Origin of the sequence: Collinsella sp. OM08-14AT (assembly GCF_003438115.1) — a bacterium.
Taxonomy (GTDB): domain Bacteria; phylum Actinomycetota; class Coriobacteriia; order Coriobacteriales; family Coriobacteriaceae; genus Collinsella.
Map to the genome: position 1 here is coordinate 15,808 of NZ_QSTE01000014.1, position 16,250 is coordinate 32,057.

Sequence of the window (16,250 nt, forward strand, 5' to 3'; positions counted from 1 at the left end):
GGTGGGCCCCTGGGCTAGAATGGCACGGAACGAATACGAAGGCCTGCGGGAGGGGAGCGCAATGTCCGAAACCGGTCTGCTGCCGGCATATCTGATCGTCGGTACCGACGGAGTCAAGCGCGATCACGCCGTCTCGCGTATGAAAGCGCGTCTGGAAAAGTCGGGTATGGTCGAGTTTAACCTCGACGAGCGCGACATGACTAAGGACCCCGATATCGAGTCCATTATCGGATCGCTTAACACCTTTCCGATGGGCAGCGAGTTTCGCCTGGTAATCCTTGATGGCTGCTCAAAGCTCGCTAAGGCTGTCTCGGAGCCGCTCGTCGAGTACCTCGCAAGTCCCAGCCCCACAACGGTCTGCCTCATCATCGCCGACTCGCTTGCCAAGAACACGCGCCTGTATAAGGCGATCGCCAAGATCGACAAGAAGGCCGTGATCGATTGCTCCGGCACCAAGCGCTGGGAGCTACCGCGCCGCGTTCAGCAGATGGCGACGCAGCATGGCAAGTCGATCTCGACGGCGGCCGCCGAGGAACTCGTCTCGCGTTCGGGTGAAAACACTCGCATGCTCGATAACGATTTGGCTAAGCTTGCCCAGATGGTCGAGGCGCCCCAGATTGAGCTTGCCGACGTTGAGCGCTGGATTGTACGTACGGCCGAGGTTCAGCCCTGGGACTTTCTCAATGCGGTCTCGGCCCGTGACATGCGCCGCTCGCTCGAGCTCTTCAATCTACTGCCCGCCAAGAGCTACGTGTGGACTTACACATTGCTGTGCGGCCGTATTCGCGAGCTTATCGTTGCCAAGGCGCTCGATGCGCGCGGACAGGGTCGTGAGCTGGCCGCAACGCTTAAGCTCCAGTCCTGGCAGGTCAAGAATCACCTGACCTGGGCTCGCCGCTTTTCGATGACAGAGCTCGTCGCAGCGCTCGAGGGAGCGGTCGATGTGGAGCTCGCGCTCAAGGGTTCGGCCGATTCTGAGACCGCGCTTTTGCTCTGGATTACGAACATCTTGAGAAAATCGTGATGATACCTGCCTATTTGGCAAATTCGTTCTATCCCTTTGAGGGGGAGCGTGCTATAGTAGGCGCTTGCATGACCTCACCGTGTCTCAGAGGTGTCATACATTTTTTGCAAGGAACTCGAAAGGAACTCCAGAAGTGGCAAACATCAAGTCTCAGAAGAAGCGTATCCGCACCAATGAGGCAGCTCGCATGCGTAACAAGGCTGTCAAGTCCGAGCTCAAGACGCTGACCAAGCACGTCCAGTCCGCCGTCGCCGAGGGCGACGCCGAGAAGGCCCAGGCCGCCCTCAAGACCGTCACCAAGCGTCTCGACATGGCTGCCGCCAAGCATGTTATCCACAAGAACCAGGCTTCCAACCGCAAGTCCGGTCTTGCCAAGCTCGTGAACAGCATCAACGCCTAAGTTGTAAATTTCACACCACACAGTTTACGCGCATAAATGGAGCCTGTTTTATGGAACAGGCTCCATTTTTTGTATCGCTCGGGTAAGATAGTCCGCATGAATACTTCAAATGACATTTCCCACATCCGCAACTTCTCGATTGTTGCGCACATCGACCATGGCAAGTCAACGATCAGTGACCGCATCCTCGAGCTCACCCATACCGTCGACGAGCGCGACATGGAGTCGCAGCTGCTCGACACCATGGATATCGAGCGCGAGCGCGGCATTACGATCAAGTCCAATGCCGTTCGCGTGTCCTATGACGCCGACGATGGCGAGACGTATCAGTTCAACCTGATCGATACGCCGGGCCACGTGGACTTTACCTATGAGGTCTCGCGCTCGCTGGCAGCCTGCGAGGGCGCGGTGCTCGTTGTCGACGCCACGCAGGGCGTCGAGGCGCAGACCGTCTCCAACGCGACGCTCGCCATGAACGCCAATCTGGACATTGTGCCGGCCATCAACAAGATCGACCTGCCCTCGGCACACCCCGACGAGGTTAAGACCGAGATCGAGGATGACCTGGCGATCCCTGCCGATGATGCCGTGTGTGTCTCGGGCAAGACCGGCGAGGGCATCCACGATCTGCTGGAGTCCATTGTCTTTTTGATCTCTCCGCCCAAGGGCGATGCGAACGCGCCGCTCAAGGCACTCATTCTGGATTCGTACTTCGACGAGTATCGTGGCGTCGTCGCCACGGTGCGCGTCTTTGACGGCTCCATCAAAAAAGGCGATACCTTGCGCATGATGCAGGCAAAGGGCGACTTTTTGGTCGATGGCGTGGGTGTCAAGCGTCCTGCCGAGACCCCGGTTGACGCGCTGACGGTTGGCGAGGTCGGCTACGTGGTCACGGGCCTGAAGGACCCCGAGGCCGTGCGCGTGGGCGATACCCTCACGTGGGCGTCGAATCCCTGCCCCGAGCCGCTTCCCGGCTACCGCGAGGCTAAACCCATGGTCTATACGGGTCTGTTCCCGATCGATAACAAGGACTACGAGAACCTGCGTGACGCGCTCGATAAGTTGCACGTCAACGACCCGTCGTTGGTGTGGGAGCCCGAGACCTCGGTGGCGCTCGGCTTTGGCTTCCGCGTGGGCTTCCTGGGCCTGCTGCACATGGAGGTCGTCAAGGAACGCCTGGAGCGCGAGTTCAACTTGGACCTCATTGCCACGAGCCCCTCGGTGGACTATCACGTCTACAAGACTGACGGCGAGATGATTGATGTCCGTAGCCCGCAGGATCTTCCCGAGGCCACGCGCATCGAGCGTATCGAGGAACCCTACCTCAAGGCTAAGATCATCTGCCCGCCCGAGTATACGGGTGCCGTCATGCAGCTCGCTATCGAGCACCGTGGCATTACAACCGACATGATCCATCTCACGAGCAAATCGGTCGAGATGCGCTTTGACATGCCGCTCGCCGAGCTCATCTTGGACTTCTTTGATCAGCTCAAGAGCCGTACCAAGGGCTACGCCTCCCTGGACTACGAGTTCAACGAGTACCGTCCCTCCGAGCTCGTTAAGCTCGATATTTTGCTTTCGGGCGACGAGGTGGACGCGCTGTCGTTTATCGTCCACAAGGACAAGGCCTACGGTCTTGCCCGCGGCCTATGCGACAAGCTCAAGGAGATTATTCCGCGTCAGCTGTTCGAGGTGCCCATCCAGGGTGCTATCGGCAACAAGATCATTGCCCGCTCCACCGTCAAGGCGCGCCGCAAGGACGTGCTTGCCAAGTGCTACGGCGGCGATATTTCTCGTAAGCGCAAACTGCTCGAGAAGCAGAAAGAGGGCAAGAAGCGCATGAAGGCCATCGGCTCGGTAGAGGTCCCGCAGGAGGCCTTTATGGCGATCCTCAAGGTGGACGAGTAGGTCTATGGCGCTTTCCGAATATAGTCTGCGGCTGCTGGGCGCCTATGCCGAGCAGCCGTTCCTTATGGCTCCCATGGCGGGCGTGACCGACCCTGCCTACCGCATCATGTGCCGCCGTCGCGGTGCCAACCTTGCCTACAGCGAGATGGTGAGCGTGGCGGGCCTTGCCTATGCCAGCAACAAGACCTGGCGCCTGGTGCTACCGGCCGACGAGGAGCAGCAGATTTGCGTGCAACTCTTTGGCTCCAAGCCCGATCAGTTTGCGAGCGCCGTCGCTGCCGTCGAGGAGCGCGTTGGCGATCGCCTGTCGCTCATCGATATCAATATGGCATGCCCCGCCCGCAAGGTCGTTACCAAGGGCGAGGGCTCGGCGCTCATGCGCACGCCCGACCTGGCGGAGAAGATCGTCGAGGCCACGGTGGGCGCGGCGCACGTGCCCGTGACCGTCAAGATTCGCAAAGGTTTTTATGCCGAGGACCGCAATGCCGCGACATTTGCCCAGATGCTTGAGGGCGCAGGGGCTGCCGCAGTCGCCGTGCATGGTCGTTGCGCCACGCAGCTCTATACGGGCCAGGCCGATTGGTCGGTCGTCGATGAGGTTGCCGACGCCGTTGAGATTCCCGTGATTGGTTCGGGCGATGTGTTCTCGGCCGAGGATGCCGCGGAGCATCTGCGCAACTCGGGTGCCAGCGCGGTGTTTATCGCGCGCGGTATCTACGGTAATCCCTGGGTCTTTGGTGATGCTCGCGCTCTTGCGCTCGATGGCATACCGGTGCCGCCGCGCAGCTCGGTCGAGCGCCTGGACGCCCTGCGTGAGCACCTAACGCTGACGCATGAGCTCCTGCCGCTCATGTCGCGTGCCCGCACGTATGCAAGCTGGTACTTAAAAGGCATGCCCCATGCCGCCGCTTGGCGTGCCCATGTGGTGCGCTGTTCCACTTACGAGGAGTTTATGGCACTGGTCGATGAGATCGAGCGCGATGTGGTGGCCTGCGAGGCCGCCCTTGCCGCCGGCGAATCGGTGCCCCCTCATCCTCTGGAGGCTTAAGGGTGGCCGTTACCGCACTGTACGTGCACGTGCCGTTTTGCGCCCAAAAGTGCCGGTACTGCGACTTTGACTCGCGCAGTTTTGCTCCGTGCGACCTGAGCGCTGCGCTCGATGCCTATTTTGAGCAGTTGTTCGCGCGTCTCGATGCTTTTGGCAAGGCTGATGCCCTTGACCAGATCCGCACCGTCTATGTTGGCGGCGGTACGCCGTCGCTGGCGGGGGAGCGCCTGGTGGAGCTGGCGCGGCGTATTCGTGCGTGGTGTGCCCCCGTTGAGTTTACCTGCGAGGCCAATCCCGAGTCGCTGACCGCCGAGCTTGCCACTGCACTTGTCAAGGTTGGTGTCACACGCGTCTCTCTGGGCGTGCAAACGCTCGATAACGCCGAACTTACTGCCATCGGCCGTATTCACGATGCCGATCGGGCGCTCGCCGCCATCGCGACGGTCAAGAACGCTGGGCTTGATGTGTCGTGCGACCTTATGTGCGGACTTCCCGGGCAGACCGCAGCGAGTTGGAAGCGCACGCTCGATGGCGTGCTGGTGGCGGCCCCGCATCATGTGTCGGTCTACCCGCTCACGCTTGAGGAGGGGACGCCCCTTTATCGCATGGCGCGCCGCGACGAGTCGCTCGAGCCCGACGAGGATTTTCAGGCTTCGTGCATGGACTTGGCACGCGAGCTCCTGGGTGCCGCCGGCTATCACCCGTATGAGGTGGCGAGCTACGCGCTCGACGGCCATGAGTGCGCCCATAACATTGCCTACTGGACCGGACGGGGCTATCTGGGCCTGGGTCGTTCTGCCGCGGGCATGCTCGACGCCGAGGATTTCGACCGTCTCGCAGGTTTGTTCCCCGGCGTGTCTTCTCGAGGCGATGCGTACCGCGTGCGTCTGGTGCAACGTGACGATGACGCGATGGCGTTCGAGACCGAATATCTGTCGCAGCGCGAGGCTGCGGCTGAAGACCTGATGCTCGCTTGTCGCATGACGCGCGGTGTCGCGTCCGACCTGTTGGTTCGTGCAGCTTTCGTCATCCCAACGGGCGAGTTGGCAGCTGCCTGCGATCACGCGCTCGAATTGGGACTTGCCACGTGGGTGCCCGAGGCGCTCGGGGCCCATGAGGGATCCTTCACTTCGGCAGATGTCGTCGCAGGCCGCGCCCGCGCCCGTTTAGCGCCGACACACCTAGGTTGGCTCGATGGAAATGTTCTGTTCGAGCTGTTTTGGGGTCTAGCATAGACCGCTCGGGTAGAATTACCGCAATATATACGCTGCTTTGAGCAGGAGGTTGCCGCGCATGGCGACGATGAACGAAAAAGATTACTACGAGATTCTGGGTGTCTCCAAGGACGCCACCTCGCGTGATATTCAAAAGGCCTTCCAGCAAAAGGCCCGCAAGCTCCATCCGGACGTCAACAAAGAGCCGGATGCCGAGGAAAAGTTTAAAGAGGTTTCCGAGGCCTACGCCGTGCTTTCGGACGAGCAGAAGCGTTCGCGCTACGACGCCATGCGTTCGGGCAACCCCTTCGCCGGCGCTCCTACGGCTTCGCCCTATGGCGGCGGCTACGCCGGCAGCGCGGGCTATGGCAATCCCTTTGAGGGCGGTTTTCCCTTTGGTGGAGCCTGGGGCCAGCCGCGTCGCGGGCAGGCTGCCTACAATCCCGAGAACGGCGCCAACGTGGTCGTCGATATCAAACTCGACGCCAAGGAGGCAAAGGGCGGTGCCCGCAAGACCGTCCGCTACACGCGCTTCGATACCTGTAACAACTGCGGCGGTTCGGGCTCTGTCTCCTCCGAGCATGCCCATACCTGCCCAAGCTGTGGCGGCCGCGGCCATATCGACGTCGACCTGTCCTTCCTGTTTTGTGCGGGCACGTTCCAGTCGGTCTGCCCCGAGTGCGGCGGTTCCGGTAAGGTCGTGGCCGACCCCTGCCCTGATTGCGGCGGCAGCGGTCGTACTCGCGTAACCTCCGAGCAGACGATTGAGTTTCCTGCCGGCACGCACGATGGCGACGAGGTCCGCATTGGCGGCATGGGTCATGCTGGCACCAACGGTGCCGCGGGCGGCGATCTGGTCGGCCGCGCCCATGTTGAGGCCGAGCGCTTGGAAGGCAAAGCTCGTACCGGTTTTTACCTGATGGGCATCGTGGCGCCGTTTTTGGTACTCTCGGCCATCTCGGGCGTGTTCTCGGCCTTTGCCGTGATGTGCTTTATTCCGTTTGCCATGGGCCTGTTCATGGTGCTTTCGGACGGCGTGCTTCATCGCAGCCTGCTGTGGTGGAAGCGCGGCGCGATGCAGTTTGCCAACGGTTTTGCCAACGGCTTCATGTTCGCGCTCGTGTCGGTTTGGTTCGCGAGCTGCTCGCAACGGGCCATGCTTTCGCCGTACCAAATGCAATAACATCAAACCCTCTGTTTGCGGTCGGCCCTGCTTGGGTATAGGACGCACTGTGACAATAATGAAAGTCGGAAGGATTCGGTCGTGTCGGAAAATAGGGATTACTACGAGGTGCTTGGCGTCGACATGGATGCCGACGCGCGGACGATTAAGCGTGCGTTTCTAAAGAAGGCCCGTACCGTACATCCGGATGTTTCGGACGACCCCGAGGCCGAGGCCAAGTTCAAGGAGCTCAACGAGGCCTATTCCGTTCTTTCCGATGAGCAGAAGCGTGCTAACTACGACCGTTACGGCACTGCCGACGGCCCTGGTGGTTCGGGCTACGTCGATATCAACGATATCTTTGGTGGCATGGGCATGGACGACTTGTTCTCGTCGTTCTTTGGCGGCGGTGCCGGCGGTGGCGCCCGCAGCCGTCGTGAGCGTCGTCGCGGACGAGACATGGCCATCTCGCTTTCGGTGACGCTCGAGGAGGCGGCGCTCGGCTGCAAAAAGACAATCAGCTATGACCGCCTTGCTCCTTGCGAGGACTGCAATGGCACCGGTAGGGCAGAGGGCGCACAGGAAAAGCAGTGCGGCCGCTGCCACGGTACGGGCTACGTCACGACGGTTCAGCGTTCGTTTTTGGGCCAGGTTCAGTCTTCCTCGCCTTGCCCTGACTGCCATGGCGAGGGCACGGTTATCGACCATCCCTGCGAGACCTGCGACGGTCAGGGCCGCACGCCTTCGCATGATAAGATTGACATCGATATTCCCGCCGGCGTTTCGACCGGTCGCCAGCTGCGTGTGAGCGGCTTTGGCGAGGCCGGCCTTCGCGGCGAGCCTTCGGGCGACCTGATTGTCAACGTGCGCGTTGCCGACCACGAGCGCTTTAAGCGCAACGGTGACGACCTGTACCTGGTGAGCGATATCTCGATTGCGCAGGCTGCGCTCGGCTGCGAGATCGAGGTCGGGGGCATTATGCCCGACGAGGTCGTTAAGGTGACGGTTCCCGCCGGCGCCCAGTACGGTGATACCGTGAGCGTCAATAATTACGGCATGCCTCGCATTGGCGGTGGCGGTTCGCGTGGCCGCCTGATCGTGCAACTGCGCGTGGTCGTTCCCACCAATCTTTCCAATAAGCAGCGCGAGCTGCTCCGTGCTTTTGCCGATGATATGGGCGATGACGTCGCTTCCGGTAAGAAGTCGGTGACCGACCGCATCAAGAGCGCCCTCGACGATATCCTCGATTAAGGAGCCCGCGTGCTCGCACCCCATATTTCCGTCGTCAACCTCGGCTGCCGTGTCAACCGGGTTGAGTCCGACCGTATCACTGCCGATCTTATGCGCCTGGGCTTCGCTATTGTGGAGCCCCAGGATGCCGATCTGATCGTCATTAACACTTGCGCCGTTACGGGCGAGGCCGAGGCCAAGACCCGTAAGGCCGTCCGTCATGCGCTGGCCCATCCAAACGAGCCCTATGTGGTCGTGACCGGATGCGTGGTCAATTTGCATCCCGAGGAGCTGTCGGAGCTTTCGGATCGCGTGATTGCCGAGCCGTCCAAGATAGATGTCGCCGAACGTGTATGCGAGGTGCTGGGTGTTGAGTCCGATAGCGTTCCCGCCTGCAGCGATGGCGAGGTGGTCGATGCGCTCGGTCGCTCTCGCCTGGGCGTGAAGATTCAGGATGGCTGCAACCATCGCTGCACCTATTGCATTGTGTGGAAGGCGCGCGGCCCCGAGCGCTCCGTGCCCGTCGAGTCCGTGCTCGAGCAAGTTCGCGAGGCCCAGGAGGCCGGCGTGCCCGAGGTGGTGCTGACCGGTGTGAACCTGGGTGCCTACGATGGCAAGAGCGCGACCGACGAGCACGTCGAAATCGATGAGCTGCTCGAGGCCATCATGGAGCGCACGACTATTGCGCATGTGCGCATTTCCTCGGTCGAGCCCATGGATATCTCCGAGCGCCTGCTTAAGGTTATGGCGCGCTTTCCGCAGCGTATCGCCCCGTTTTTGCACCTGCCCGTGCAGTCCGGCTGCACGGCGACCCTGCATCGCATGGGCCGTCCCTATAGTGCGGAGGCCTTTGAGGACACGGTGCGTATGATTCGCGCCAATCTGCCGCAGGCGTCCCTTTCGTGCGACGTCATCGTCGGTTTTCCCGGTGAGACGGACGAGGAGTTCGAGGAGTCGCTGGCGCTGTGCCGCCGTGTGGGTTTCTCGCGTATGCACGTGTTCCGCTACAGCAAGCGTCCCGGTACCCTTGCTGCCGACATGCCCGACCAGGTTCCGCCCGAGGTTATGGCCGAGCGCAGCCGCCGTATGCGGGCCGCTGCACAGGAGCTCGCTATTGCCGACGCTCGCCGTCGCGTGGGCACGGTCGAGCGTGCCGTGCTCGAGTATGGCGACAACCTGACGCTCGGCTCGTTCCATCATGCCCGTCTTGACGATACCTGTGGACTTACAGCCCCGTGCCTGCTCGATGTTGCTATCATCGGAGTCGATGATTCCGGCTTGGTCCATGCACGCAGGGAGGTTCATGGAAGCCTCGAAGATTAGACTTACCGTTCCCGAGGGGATTGATCCCTCGCGCGTTTTGGGCGCCGGCGACGGCGTCCTTCGTGCGCTCGAGAGCTTGGTTCGCGCTCATGTGGTCGCCCGTGGCGATAGCATCTCCGTGAGCGGCGACCCGGACGAGGTCGAACTCGTGGCGCGCTTTTTCGAGCACGCTTTTTGCGAGGCGGCCGCCGGGCGCACGCTGTCTGCCGACGATGTCTCTCGCTGCCTGGCCGTCTTGCGCGACGGTGAGCACGAGGCTACGTCGCTTCGCGATGACGTGCTGCTTTCGTATCGCGGCCGCGTCATTCGCCCCAAGACGCTCGGCCAAAAGCGCTATGTGGATGCCATCCGCACGCATACCATCACGTTTGGCCTGGGTCCTGCCGGCACCGGTAAGACCTATCTGGCCATGGCGCTCGCCGTTGCCGCGCTCAAGCGTCACGAGGTGGGCCGTCTGATCTTGACGCGTCCGGTTGTCGAGGCGGGGGAGAATCTGGGCTTTTTGCCCGGCATCCTCGAGGAAAAGATCGATCCCTACATGCGTCCGCTTTACGACGCCCTTTTTGACATGATGGATCGCGAGCGCACCGATGAGCTTATGGAGCGCGGCGTGATCGAGATCGCCCCGCTTGCCTACATGCGCGGCCGCACGCTGAGTGATGCCTTCGTGGTGCTCGACGAGGCACAAAATACCACGCCCGAGCAGATGAAGATGTTCCTGACGCGCCTGGGCTTCAACTCCAAGTTCGTGATTACCGGCGACCTGAGCCAGCGTGACCTGGTGGGTCGTCGTGGTGGCTTGGCGGATGTCGAGAAGATTTTGGGCCGTGTCGATGATGTCGCATTTTCGCACCTCGAGCGTGCCGACGTGGTGCGCCATGCCTTGGTGGGACGTATCGTCGAGGCATACGATACTTATGATGATGTGCGCGAGAAGCGCGTACGTGACCGAAAGGAGTCCCGTTGAGTGTATTGATCAGCAACGATGCCGAGCTCGATACGCTGCTCGACGCGCAGGAGGTGGAGCACATCTGCGAGGTTGTGCTTGCCGCCGAGGGCGTTGAGCGTGAAGTCGAGATTTCCCTTTCGTATGTCGACGAGGACGAGATGCACGAGCTCAACCACGAGTGGCGCGGTATCGACCGCACCACCGATGTGCTCTCGTTTGAATGCGACTCGGCCTTTGACGAGGATATTCCCGCCGACGAGACGCTCGAGCTCGGCGATATCATCTTGGCCCCGCAGGTTATTGCCCGTCAGGCCCCCGGTTTTGGCAATAGCCCCGCTGACGAGTGTCGTCTGATGCTCGTACACGGCATGCTGCACCTGCTGGGCTATGACCATATCGAGGACGACGAGGCCGAGGTCATGGAGGCCCGCGAGGACGCCATCCTGCGCGATCTGGCGCTCGAGCGCGGCGAGGACCCCAAGCTAGTCCACGTCGGCCCCATCACCAACCACGCCCACGACTAGGAGCCGTCTATGATTCCCGGATCGAACAAGGACCATCCGTCCTTCTTAAAGTCGTTTTCTTACGCTATGGAGGGCTTCGTCACCGCCGTCAAGACCGAGCGCAACATTAAGGTCATGCTCGTGGCGGGCGTGTGCACCGTCATTGCAGGCTGCATCGTGGGGCTCGACATTGCCGAGTGGGCCACGATTATCATCTGTTGCGGCCTGGTGATCCACGGCGAGCTTTGCAATACCGCCATGGAGGCCATCGTCGACCTGGCGACCCAGGAGCTCCATCCGCTGGCCAAGCGTGCGAAGGACATCGCCGCCGCCTCCGTATACGTTCTTTCCATCACCGCCGCGATTGTGGGCTTGCTGGTATTTGCCCACGCGCTCGGCTTTATTTAGAAAGGGATTCCCATGTCCGACAATATGCAGTCTACCGATGAGATTTTGGACGACGAGTCCCCGGATGCTAAGGCGACCGAGGCCTATGAGGAAGTCGAGGAGTTCGACCCGTTTGAGGGCATGAGCGACGAGGAGCTCGACGCCCTGTGCGATGAGGACGACAGCCTCGCGGGCTTTGGCGACGTTGAGCCCGGTTTCCGCAGTGGCTTCGTGGCCTTGGTCGGCCGCCCCAACGCCGGTAAGTCAACGCTGCTCAACGCCTGCTATGGCAAAAAGGTCGCCATCACCTCGCCGGTGGCCCAGACGACCCGCCGCCGCATGCGCGCCGTCGTCAACCGACCCGGCTACCAGCTGGTCTTTGTCGATACCCCGGGTATCCACAAGCCCAAGGACGGTCTAGGGTCCGAGCTGAACAAGAGCGCGCTGTTCGAGCTGAACGATGTCGATGTTGTCGCGTTTTTGATTGATGCCACCAAACCGATCGGCAGGGGAGACGCCTGGGTTGCCGAGCGTGTCAAGAATGCCCGTTCCAAGAAGGTCCTGGTGCTCACCAAGGCCGATGAAGCCGACCCCGCACAGGTCATGGAGCAGCTTAAGGCCGCCCACGAGCTTATGGAATATGACGACGAGATCGTGACGTCGTCGGTCAAGAACTTTAACGTCGATGCCTTCATCGAGACCGTTGCGCACTTTTTGCCCGAGGGTCCGCGTTGGTTCCCCGAGGACATGGGTACCGACGCTTCCGACGAGACGCTCGTTGCCGAGTTTGTGCGCGAAAAGGTCTTGCGCCGCACCCGTGATGAGATTCCGCACTCCGTTGGCGTTATTTGCGATGCGCTCGAGCAGACCAAGAAGGTGCTGCGTGTGCACGCCACCATTTATGTCGAGCGTGAGGGCCAAAAGGGCATCATCATCGGCAAGGGCGGCGAGATGATCAAGCATATCGGTATCGACGCCCGTCGCGATCTTGAGCGCATCTTTGGCACGCAGGTCTTTTTGGAGTTGGACGTGAAGGTCAAGGCCGGTTGGCGCGACGACGAGGCTCAGATTCGCCGTTTTGGCTACAACGCCGAGGACTAAGGACGCGCAGCGCGCATGGCAGGCTCCCGGACATATCGCACGAAGGTGCTCGTGCTCGACAAGACCAAGCTCAAAGAGACCGACCTGATCTTGACGATGCTTGACGAGCGGGGGCGGCAGGTTCGTGCCGTGGCAAAGGGCGCCCGCAAACCCGGCGGACGCCTGGCTGCGCGCTGCGAGCTGTTCTGTACTGTAGATATGCTGCTCGCACATGGACGGTCACTCGACGTGGTTTCCCAGGCCGAGCTTATGGAGGCGCCGCTCGGCGTTGCGCCCGATTATGAGACGACCTGCGCCGCAAGCGCGATCGCCGAGGTCGCGCGCGTGTGCTCGTTCGAGGACGCCGAGGACCCGTTTACCTTTGCTATAACGCAGCGAGCGCTTGCCCTGGTGGGCAGCGGGCTCGACACGGCGCATATGGATCTACTTGTGGCGGCATATGTCTTTAAGCTGCTGTCGCACGTTGGCTATCGACCCGATTTTTCGGCCTGCGTGCTGTGCGGAGACCCCATGCTGTCGTATTTTTCGCCCCAGGCGGGCGGCCTCATGTGCGGGTCGTGCGCGTCGAGCGTTCCAGGTGCCGAACTGGTGTCGACCGGTGAGGCCGCATGGCTGCGCGCCCTCATGTCCATGACCTTCGATGCGCTTTTGGCCGAGCGAATCGACCCGCATACCGCAGCCTTTTTGCTGGGGCTTTCGCATGTTTGGGCTGCGACGCACACCGATCAGCGCCTCCGTGCGATGGAATTCATGTTGGGTCGGTGATGATGCGCAGGCGCGGGCTGCTTGTGGTAACATACCGACCTGTTGGTACCTCGACCTTGGTTGCTCGCTCCACCGGCGGCTTCCCAGTCCGAGGCGAATCGAGTCGCCCGATGGCGACGCAAAAAGAAAGGTGAAACAATGACTGTTTCCAAAGAGCGCAAGGCGGAGCTGACTGCCCAGTTCGGTAACACCCCGGTCGACACCGGCAACCCCAAGGTTCAGGTCGCCATCCTGTCCGAGCGCATCAAGGAGCTGACCGAGCATATGAAGTCCCATCAGAAGGACTTCCACACCCGTCGTGGTCTGCTCATGCTCGTCGGTCGTCGTCGTCGTCTTCTCTCCTACATCAAGAAGAACGACATCGTCGAGTACCGTGAGCTCATCAAGGCTCTGGGCATCCGCGACAACATCCAGTAGGATTTGTACATGCTAAGAGCGTCCTGCGCAGCGGGGCGCTCTTTTTGTGTAAGGGCGCGAACAATCACGCTCTGAAGCGTGGCGGGGGCAGGGGGTCCGCGTCACATGAGAAGCCCGCAGGCAAGGGGCCTGTGGGGTAAAGGAGAACAATGACACTCGTATCCAAGACCTTTGAGCTGTACGGCAAGACCTACACCTTTGAGTCGGGCGAGCTTGCCAAGCAGGCCACCGGCGCCTGCCTGGTCAAGCAGGGCGACACCACGATGCTCGATACCGTGGTCGTCTCCAAGGAGCGCAAGAACTATGACTTCTTCCCGCTGACCGTCGACTTCAACGAGAAGATGTACGCTGCCGGCCGCATCCCGGGTGGCTACCTCAAGCGTGAGGGCCGTCCCAGCGAGAAGGCCACGCTCACCGCGCGCATGATCGACCGTCCGATTCGCCCGAGCTTCCCGGACGGCTTCCGCAACGAGGTGCACATCGTCGCTACCTCGCTTGTCGCCGACCAGGTCAACCCCTTTGACGTCATCAACGTCATGGGTGCTTCCCTGGCCATGACGCTCGGCGGCGTGCCCTTCGAGGGTCCGCTTGCCTGTGTACGCATCGGCCGCAACGTGGAGACCGGCGAGTTTATCGTCAACCCCACTTATGAGGAGCGCGAGAACTCCGACCTGGACCTGGAGCTGGGCGGCTCTGCCGACTTCATCTCGATGGTCGAGGCCGGCGCCGAGGAGATCTCCGAGGACGACATGCTCGCCGCTATGAAGTTTGGCCAGGAGGCCCTCGCTGCTTTCTGCCAGGCTCAGGATGAGTTCGTCGCCGAGTGGGAGCAGGTCAACGGCCCCATCGTCAAGAAGGAGTACCCGCTCGACCAGCCCGTCGAGGAGGTCCAGGAGCGCATCTTCGCCCACTACGACGAGATGGCAGCCGCCTTGCGCGACGCCGACAAGCTCTCCCGTATCGGCAAGGTCGAGGCTCTGAAGGAGTCCATCCGCGCCGAGTTCACCGAGGAGGAGCAGGCTGCTTGGGAGCGCGAGATCCCCGTGGCGCTCAAGAAGCTCGAGAAGAAGGCCATGCGCACTATGGTCGTCGAGACCGGCGAGCGCGTCGACGGCCGTGCCGCCGACGAGATCCGTCCCATCATGGTGAAGGACAACTACCTGCCGCTCGTTCACGGCTCCGGTCTGTTCCAGCGCGGCCAGACCCAGGTGCTCTCCGTCCTGTCGCTCGGCATGCTCAACGAGGGCCAGCGTCTGGATACCATCGAGCCCACCGAGGGTAAGCGCTACATGCACCACTACAACTTCCCGCCGTTCTGCACCGGCGAGACCGGCCGCATGGGCAGCCCCAAGCGTCGCGAGATCGGTCACGGCAATCTGGCAGAGCGCGCTCTGCTTCCGGTGCTTCCCGACGAGAACGAGTTCCCCTACGCCATCCGCGTCGTCTCCGAGGTCATGGAGTCCAACGGCTCCTCTTCGATGGCTTCGACCTGCGGCTCCACGCTCGCCCTTATGGACGGCGGCGTGCCCATTAAGCGCCCGGTCTCCGGTATCGCCATGGGCCTGATCCAGGAGGAGGGTAAGACCGTGGTCCTGTCCGACATCCAGGGTCTCGAGGACTTCCTGGGCGACATGGACTTTAAGGTCACCGGCACCACCGAGGGCATCACCGCCCTGCAGATGGACAACAAGGCCACCGGCCTCACCTTCGACATCCTGGCCCGCGCCCTGCAGCAGGCCAAGGAGGGTCGCGCCTTCATCCTGCAGAAGATGCTCGATGTGATCCCCGAGCCGCGCCACACCACACGCAGCACCGCTCCGCGCATCGTCTCCATCCAGGTCCCGACCGACAAGATCCGCGACGTCATCGGTTCCGGCGGTAAGGTCATCCGCGGTATTCAGGACGAGACCGGCGCTTCGGTCGACATCCAGGAGGACGGCACCGTCTTTGTCGGCGGCACCGGCGAGTCCGTGGACCAGGCCGTCGAGCGCATCAAGCTCATCATCAAGGTTCCCGAGCCGGGCGAGGAGTACACCGGTCGCGTGGTCTCCATCCAGCCCTTCGGCGCCTTCGTCAACCTGCTGCCCGGTAAGGACGGCCTGCTGCACATCTCCCGCGTCGCCAAGGGCCGCGTGGAGAAGGTCGAGGACGTCCTCAATGTGGGCGACGAGGTCAAGGTCGTCGTCATCGAAGTCGATGACCGCGGCAAGATTTCGCTCGATCGTCTGGATAAGCCCGAGGCCCCGGCTCGCGCCGAGGGTTCCTCCGAGGGCGACGGCGAGCACTTCCAGCGCCGTGAGCGTCCGCGTCGCGAGCGTTCCGAGCGCAGCGACCGTCCGCGCCGTCCCGGTGACAACGGAGGCCGCAAGCCCCGCCGTCACCACGACGCCGAGTAACAGCCGTACATAAGCAGCTCATGCAAGGGCGACTCCTAAGGGGTCGCCCTTTTGTTTGCGCCCGGGAGGGCCGCATATGAAGTTTCCTGCTCTACAGTCCTGCGCAAGACGGAAAGCACATTAAGTGCTTTCCTTTGCGTGCGGAACTCGCGATAAACTTCATATGCGCCCCTCCCGGTCGCAAGCAAAAGGGCTGGTTAGTGCCGCTCGCTATTTAGCTAGACAGTCTATTCAGTAGTCAGATTTCAGATCTGTAGATAGCCGCAGCAGCATCTTCCCAGATAAAACCGACCAAAACAAACCTGTCCCTTTTTGGCAGGTTTCCCGTGGGGCGGGCGCTGATGAAGTTTATCGCGAGTTCCGCACGAACAGGAGGCCACTTAATGTGGCCTCCGTCGTGAGCAGGACTGTAGAGCAGGAAAC

The 16,250-nt window shown here is 61.5% G+C and carries 16 protein-coding genes; 15 read left to right on the plus strand and 1 reads right to left on the minus strand.

Annotation, left to right across the window (positions count from 1 at the left end; translation table 11 throughout):
- Nucleotides 1-61 precede the first annotated feature (61 nt).
- The 15 genes from holA to DXC18_RS08140 all read left to right on the plus strand — a co-directional run bounded on the left by holA (nucleotide 62) and on the right by DXC18_RS08140 (nucleotide 15,827).
- Nucleotides 62-1,024 (plus strand): DNA polymerase III subunit delta, encoded by a 963-nt coding sequence (gene holA, locus DXC18_RS08070; protein ID WP_117583209.1) that lies wholly within the window; start codon nucleotides 62-64, stop codon nucleotides 1,022-1,024.
- A 133-nt stretch (nucleotides 1,025-1,157) separates the two neighbouring features.
- A complete protein-coding gene (gene rpsT / locus DXC18_RS08075) occupies nucleotides 1,158-1,424 on the plus strand; it encodes a 30S ribosomal protein S20 (protein ID WP_022094714.1) in 267 nt (88 codons plus the stop codon).
- Between the two features lie 96 nt (nucleotides 1,425-1,520).
- Nucleotides 1,521-3,332: a translation elongation factor 4 gene (lepA, locus tag DXC18_RS08080; protein ID WP_117583208.1), complete on the plus strand. Its 1,812-nt coding sequence runs from the start codon at nucleotides 1,521-1,523 to the stop codon at nucleotides 3,330-3,332.
- A gap of 4 nt (nucleotides 3,333-3,336) precedes the next feature.
- The gene (gene dusB / locus DXC18_RS08085) at nucleotides 3,337-4,380 is read left to right on the plus strand and encodes a tRNA dihydrouridine synthase DusB (protein ID WP_117583207.1); all 1,044 of its coding nucleotides are present in this window, start codon (nucleotides 3,337-3,339) and stop codon (nucleotides 4,378-4,380) included.
- A 2-nt stretch (nucleotides 4,381-4,382) separates the two neighbouring features.
- Complete coding sequence (hemW, locus tag DXC18_RS08090; protein WP_117583206.1) at nucleotides 4,383-5,615, plus strand: radical SAM family heme chaperone HemW; 1,233 nt, start codon at nucleotides 4,383-4,385, stop codon at nucleotides 5,613-5,615.
- A gap of 58 nt (nucleotides 5,616-5,673) precedes the next feature.
- Nucleotides 5,674-6,777: a DnaJ domain-containing protein gene (locus DXC18_RS08095; RefSeq protein WP_199412247.1), complete on the plus strand. Its 1,104-nt coding sequence runs from the start codon at nucleotides 5,674-5,676 to the stop codon at nucleotides 6,775-6,777.
- An 81-nt stretch (nucleotides 6,778-6,858) separates the two neighbouring features.
- Entirely contained in the window at nucleotides 6,859-8,007 is a 1,149-nt protein-coding gene (gene dnaJ, locus DXC18_RS08100; RefSeq protein ID WP_117716868.1) for a molecular chaperone DnaJ, read from the plus strand.
- A gap of 9 nt (nucleotides 8,008-8,016) precedes the next feature.
- The gene (locus DXC18_RS08105; protein ID WP_117583204.1) at nucleotides 8,017-9,309 is read left to right on the plus strand and encodes a MiaB/RimO family radical SAM methylthiotransferase; all 1,293 of its coding nucleotides are present in this window, start codon (nucleotides 8,017-8,019) and stop codon (nucleotides 9,307-9,309) included.
- The gene (locus tag DXC18_RS08110) at nucleotides 9,290-10,276 is read left to right on the plus strand and encodes a PhoH family protein (RefSeq protein WP_117716869.1); all 987 of its coding nucleotides are present in this window, start codon (nucleotides 9,290-9,292) and stop codon (nucleotides 10,274-10,276) included. Before DXC18_RS08105 ends, DXC18_RS08110 begins: the two co-directional genes overlap by 20 nt.
- Nucleotides 10,273-10,782, plus strand: a complete 510-nt coding sequence (gene ybeY, locus DXC18_RS08115; protein WP_117564282.1) for an rRNA maturation RNase YbeY — start codon at nucleotides 10,273-10,275, stop codon at nucleotides 10,780-10,782. Before DXC18_RS08110 ends, ybeY begins: the two co-directional genes overlap by 4 nt.
- Nucleotides 10,783-10,791: 9 nt before the next feature.
- Entirely contained in the window at nucleotides 10,792-11,169 is a 378-nt protein-coding gene (locus DXC18_RS08120; RefSeq protein ID WP_099431794.1) for a diacylglycerol kinase family protein, read from the plus strand.
- 12 nt (nucleotides 11,170-11,181) lie between these two features.
- Nucleotides 11,182-12,249 carry a GTPase Era gene (era, locus tag DXC18_RS08125; RefSeq protein ID WP_187362360.1) on the plus strand — a complete coding sequence of 356 codons (1,068 nt, stop codon included), beginning with the start codon at nucleotides 11,182-11,184 and terminating at the stop codon, nucleotides 12,247-12,249.
- Nucleotides 12,250-12,264: 15 nt separating this feature from the next.
- Nucleotides 12,265-13,014 carry a DNA repair protein RecO gene (gene recO / locus DXC18_RS08130; RefSeq protein ID WP_117629181.1) on the plus strand — a complete coding sequence of 250 codons (750 nt, stop codon included), beginning with the start codon at nucleotides 12,265-12,267 and terminating at the stop codon, nucleotides 13,012-13,014.
- Between the two features lie 138 nt (nucleotides 13,015-13,152).
- Nucleotides 13,153-13,431 carry a 30S ribosomal protein S15 gene (rpsO, locus tag DXC18_RS08135; RefSeq protein ID WP_035138510.1) on the plus strand — a complete coding sequence of 93 codons (279 nt, stop codon included), beginning with the start codon at nucleotides 13,153-13,155 and terminating at the stop codon, nucleotides 13,429-13,431.
- Between the two features lie 149 nt (nucleotides 13,432-13,580).
- Nucleotides 13,581-15,827, plus strand: a complete 2,247-nt coding sequence (locus DXC18_RS08140) for a polyribonucleotide nucleotidyltransferase (RefSeq protein WP_117583200.1) — start codon at nucleotides 13,581-13,583, stop codon at nucleotides 15,825-15,827.
- Nucleotides 15,828-16,065: 238 nt separating this feature from the next.
- Here DXC18_RS08140 and DXC18_RS10730 read toward each other — a convergent pair.
- On the minus strand, nucleotides 16,066-16,250 hold a 185-nt coding region (locus tag DXC18_RS10730), incomplete at its 5' end, for a hypothetical protein (RefSeq protein WP_233509046.1).

Bases quoted from the DNA above. Each gene is read 5' to 3' on its own strand.
- recO (WP_117629181.1), top strand. From the start codon at position 12,265: ATGGCAGGCTCCCGGACATATCGCACGAAGGTGCTCGTGCTCGACAAG.
- DXC18_RS08110 (WP_117716869.1), top strand. From the start codon at position 9,290: ATGGAAGCCTCGAAGATTAGACTTACCGTTCCCGAGGGGATTGATCCC.
- rpsO (WP_035138510.1), top strand. From the start codon at position 13,153: ATGACTGTTTCCAAAGAGCGCAAGGCGGAGCTGACTGCCCAGTTCGGT.
- dusB (WP_117583207.1), top strand. From the start codon at position 3,337: ATGGCGCTTTCCGAATATAGTCTGCGGCTGCTGGGCGCCTATGCCGAG.
- DXC18_RS08120 (WP_099431794.1), top strand. From the start codon at position 10,792: ATGATTCCCGGATCGAACAAGGACCATCCGTCCTTCTTAAAGTCGTTT.
- DXC18_RS08095 (WP_199412247.1), top strand. From the start codon at position 5,674: ATGGCGACGATGAACGAAAAAGATTACTACGAGATTCTGGGTGTCTCC.
- lepA (WP_117583208.1), top strand. From the start codon at position 1,521: ATGAATACTTCAAATGACATTTCCCACATCCGCAACTTCTCGATTGTT.
- holA (WP_117583209.1), top strand. From the start codon at position 62: ATGTCCGAAACCGGTCTGCTGCCGGCATATCTGATCGTCGGTACCGAC.
- era (WP_187362360.1), top strand. From the start codon at position 11,182: ATGTCCGACAATATGCAGTCTACCGATGAGATTTTGGACGACGAGTCC.
- DXC18_RS08140 (WP_117583200.1), top strand. From the start codon at position 13,581: ATGACACTCGTATCCAAGACCTTTGAGCTGTACGGCAAGACCTACACC.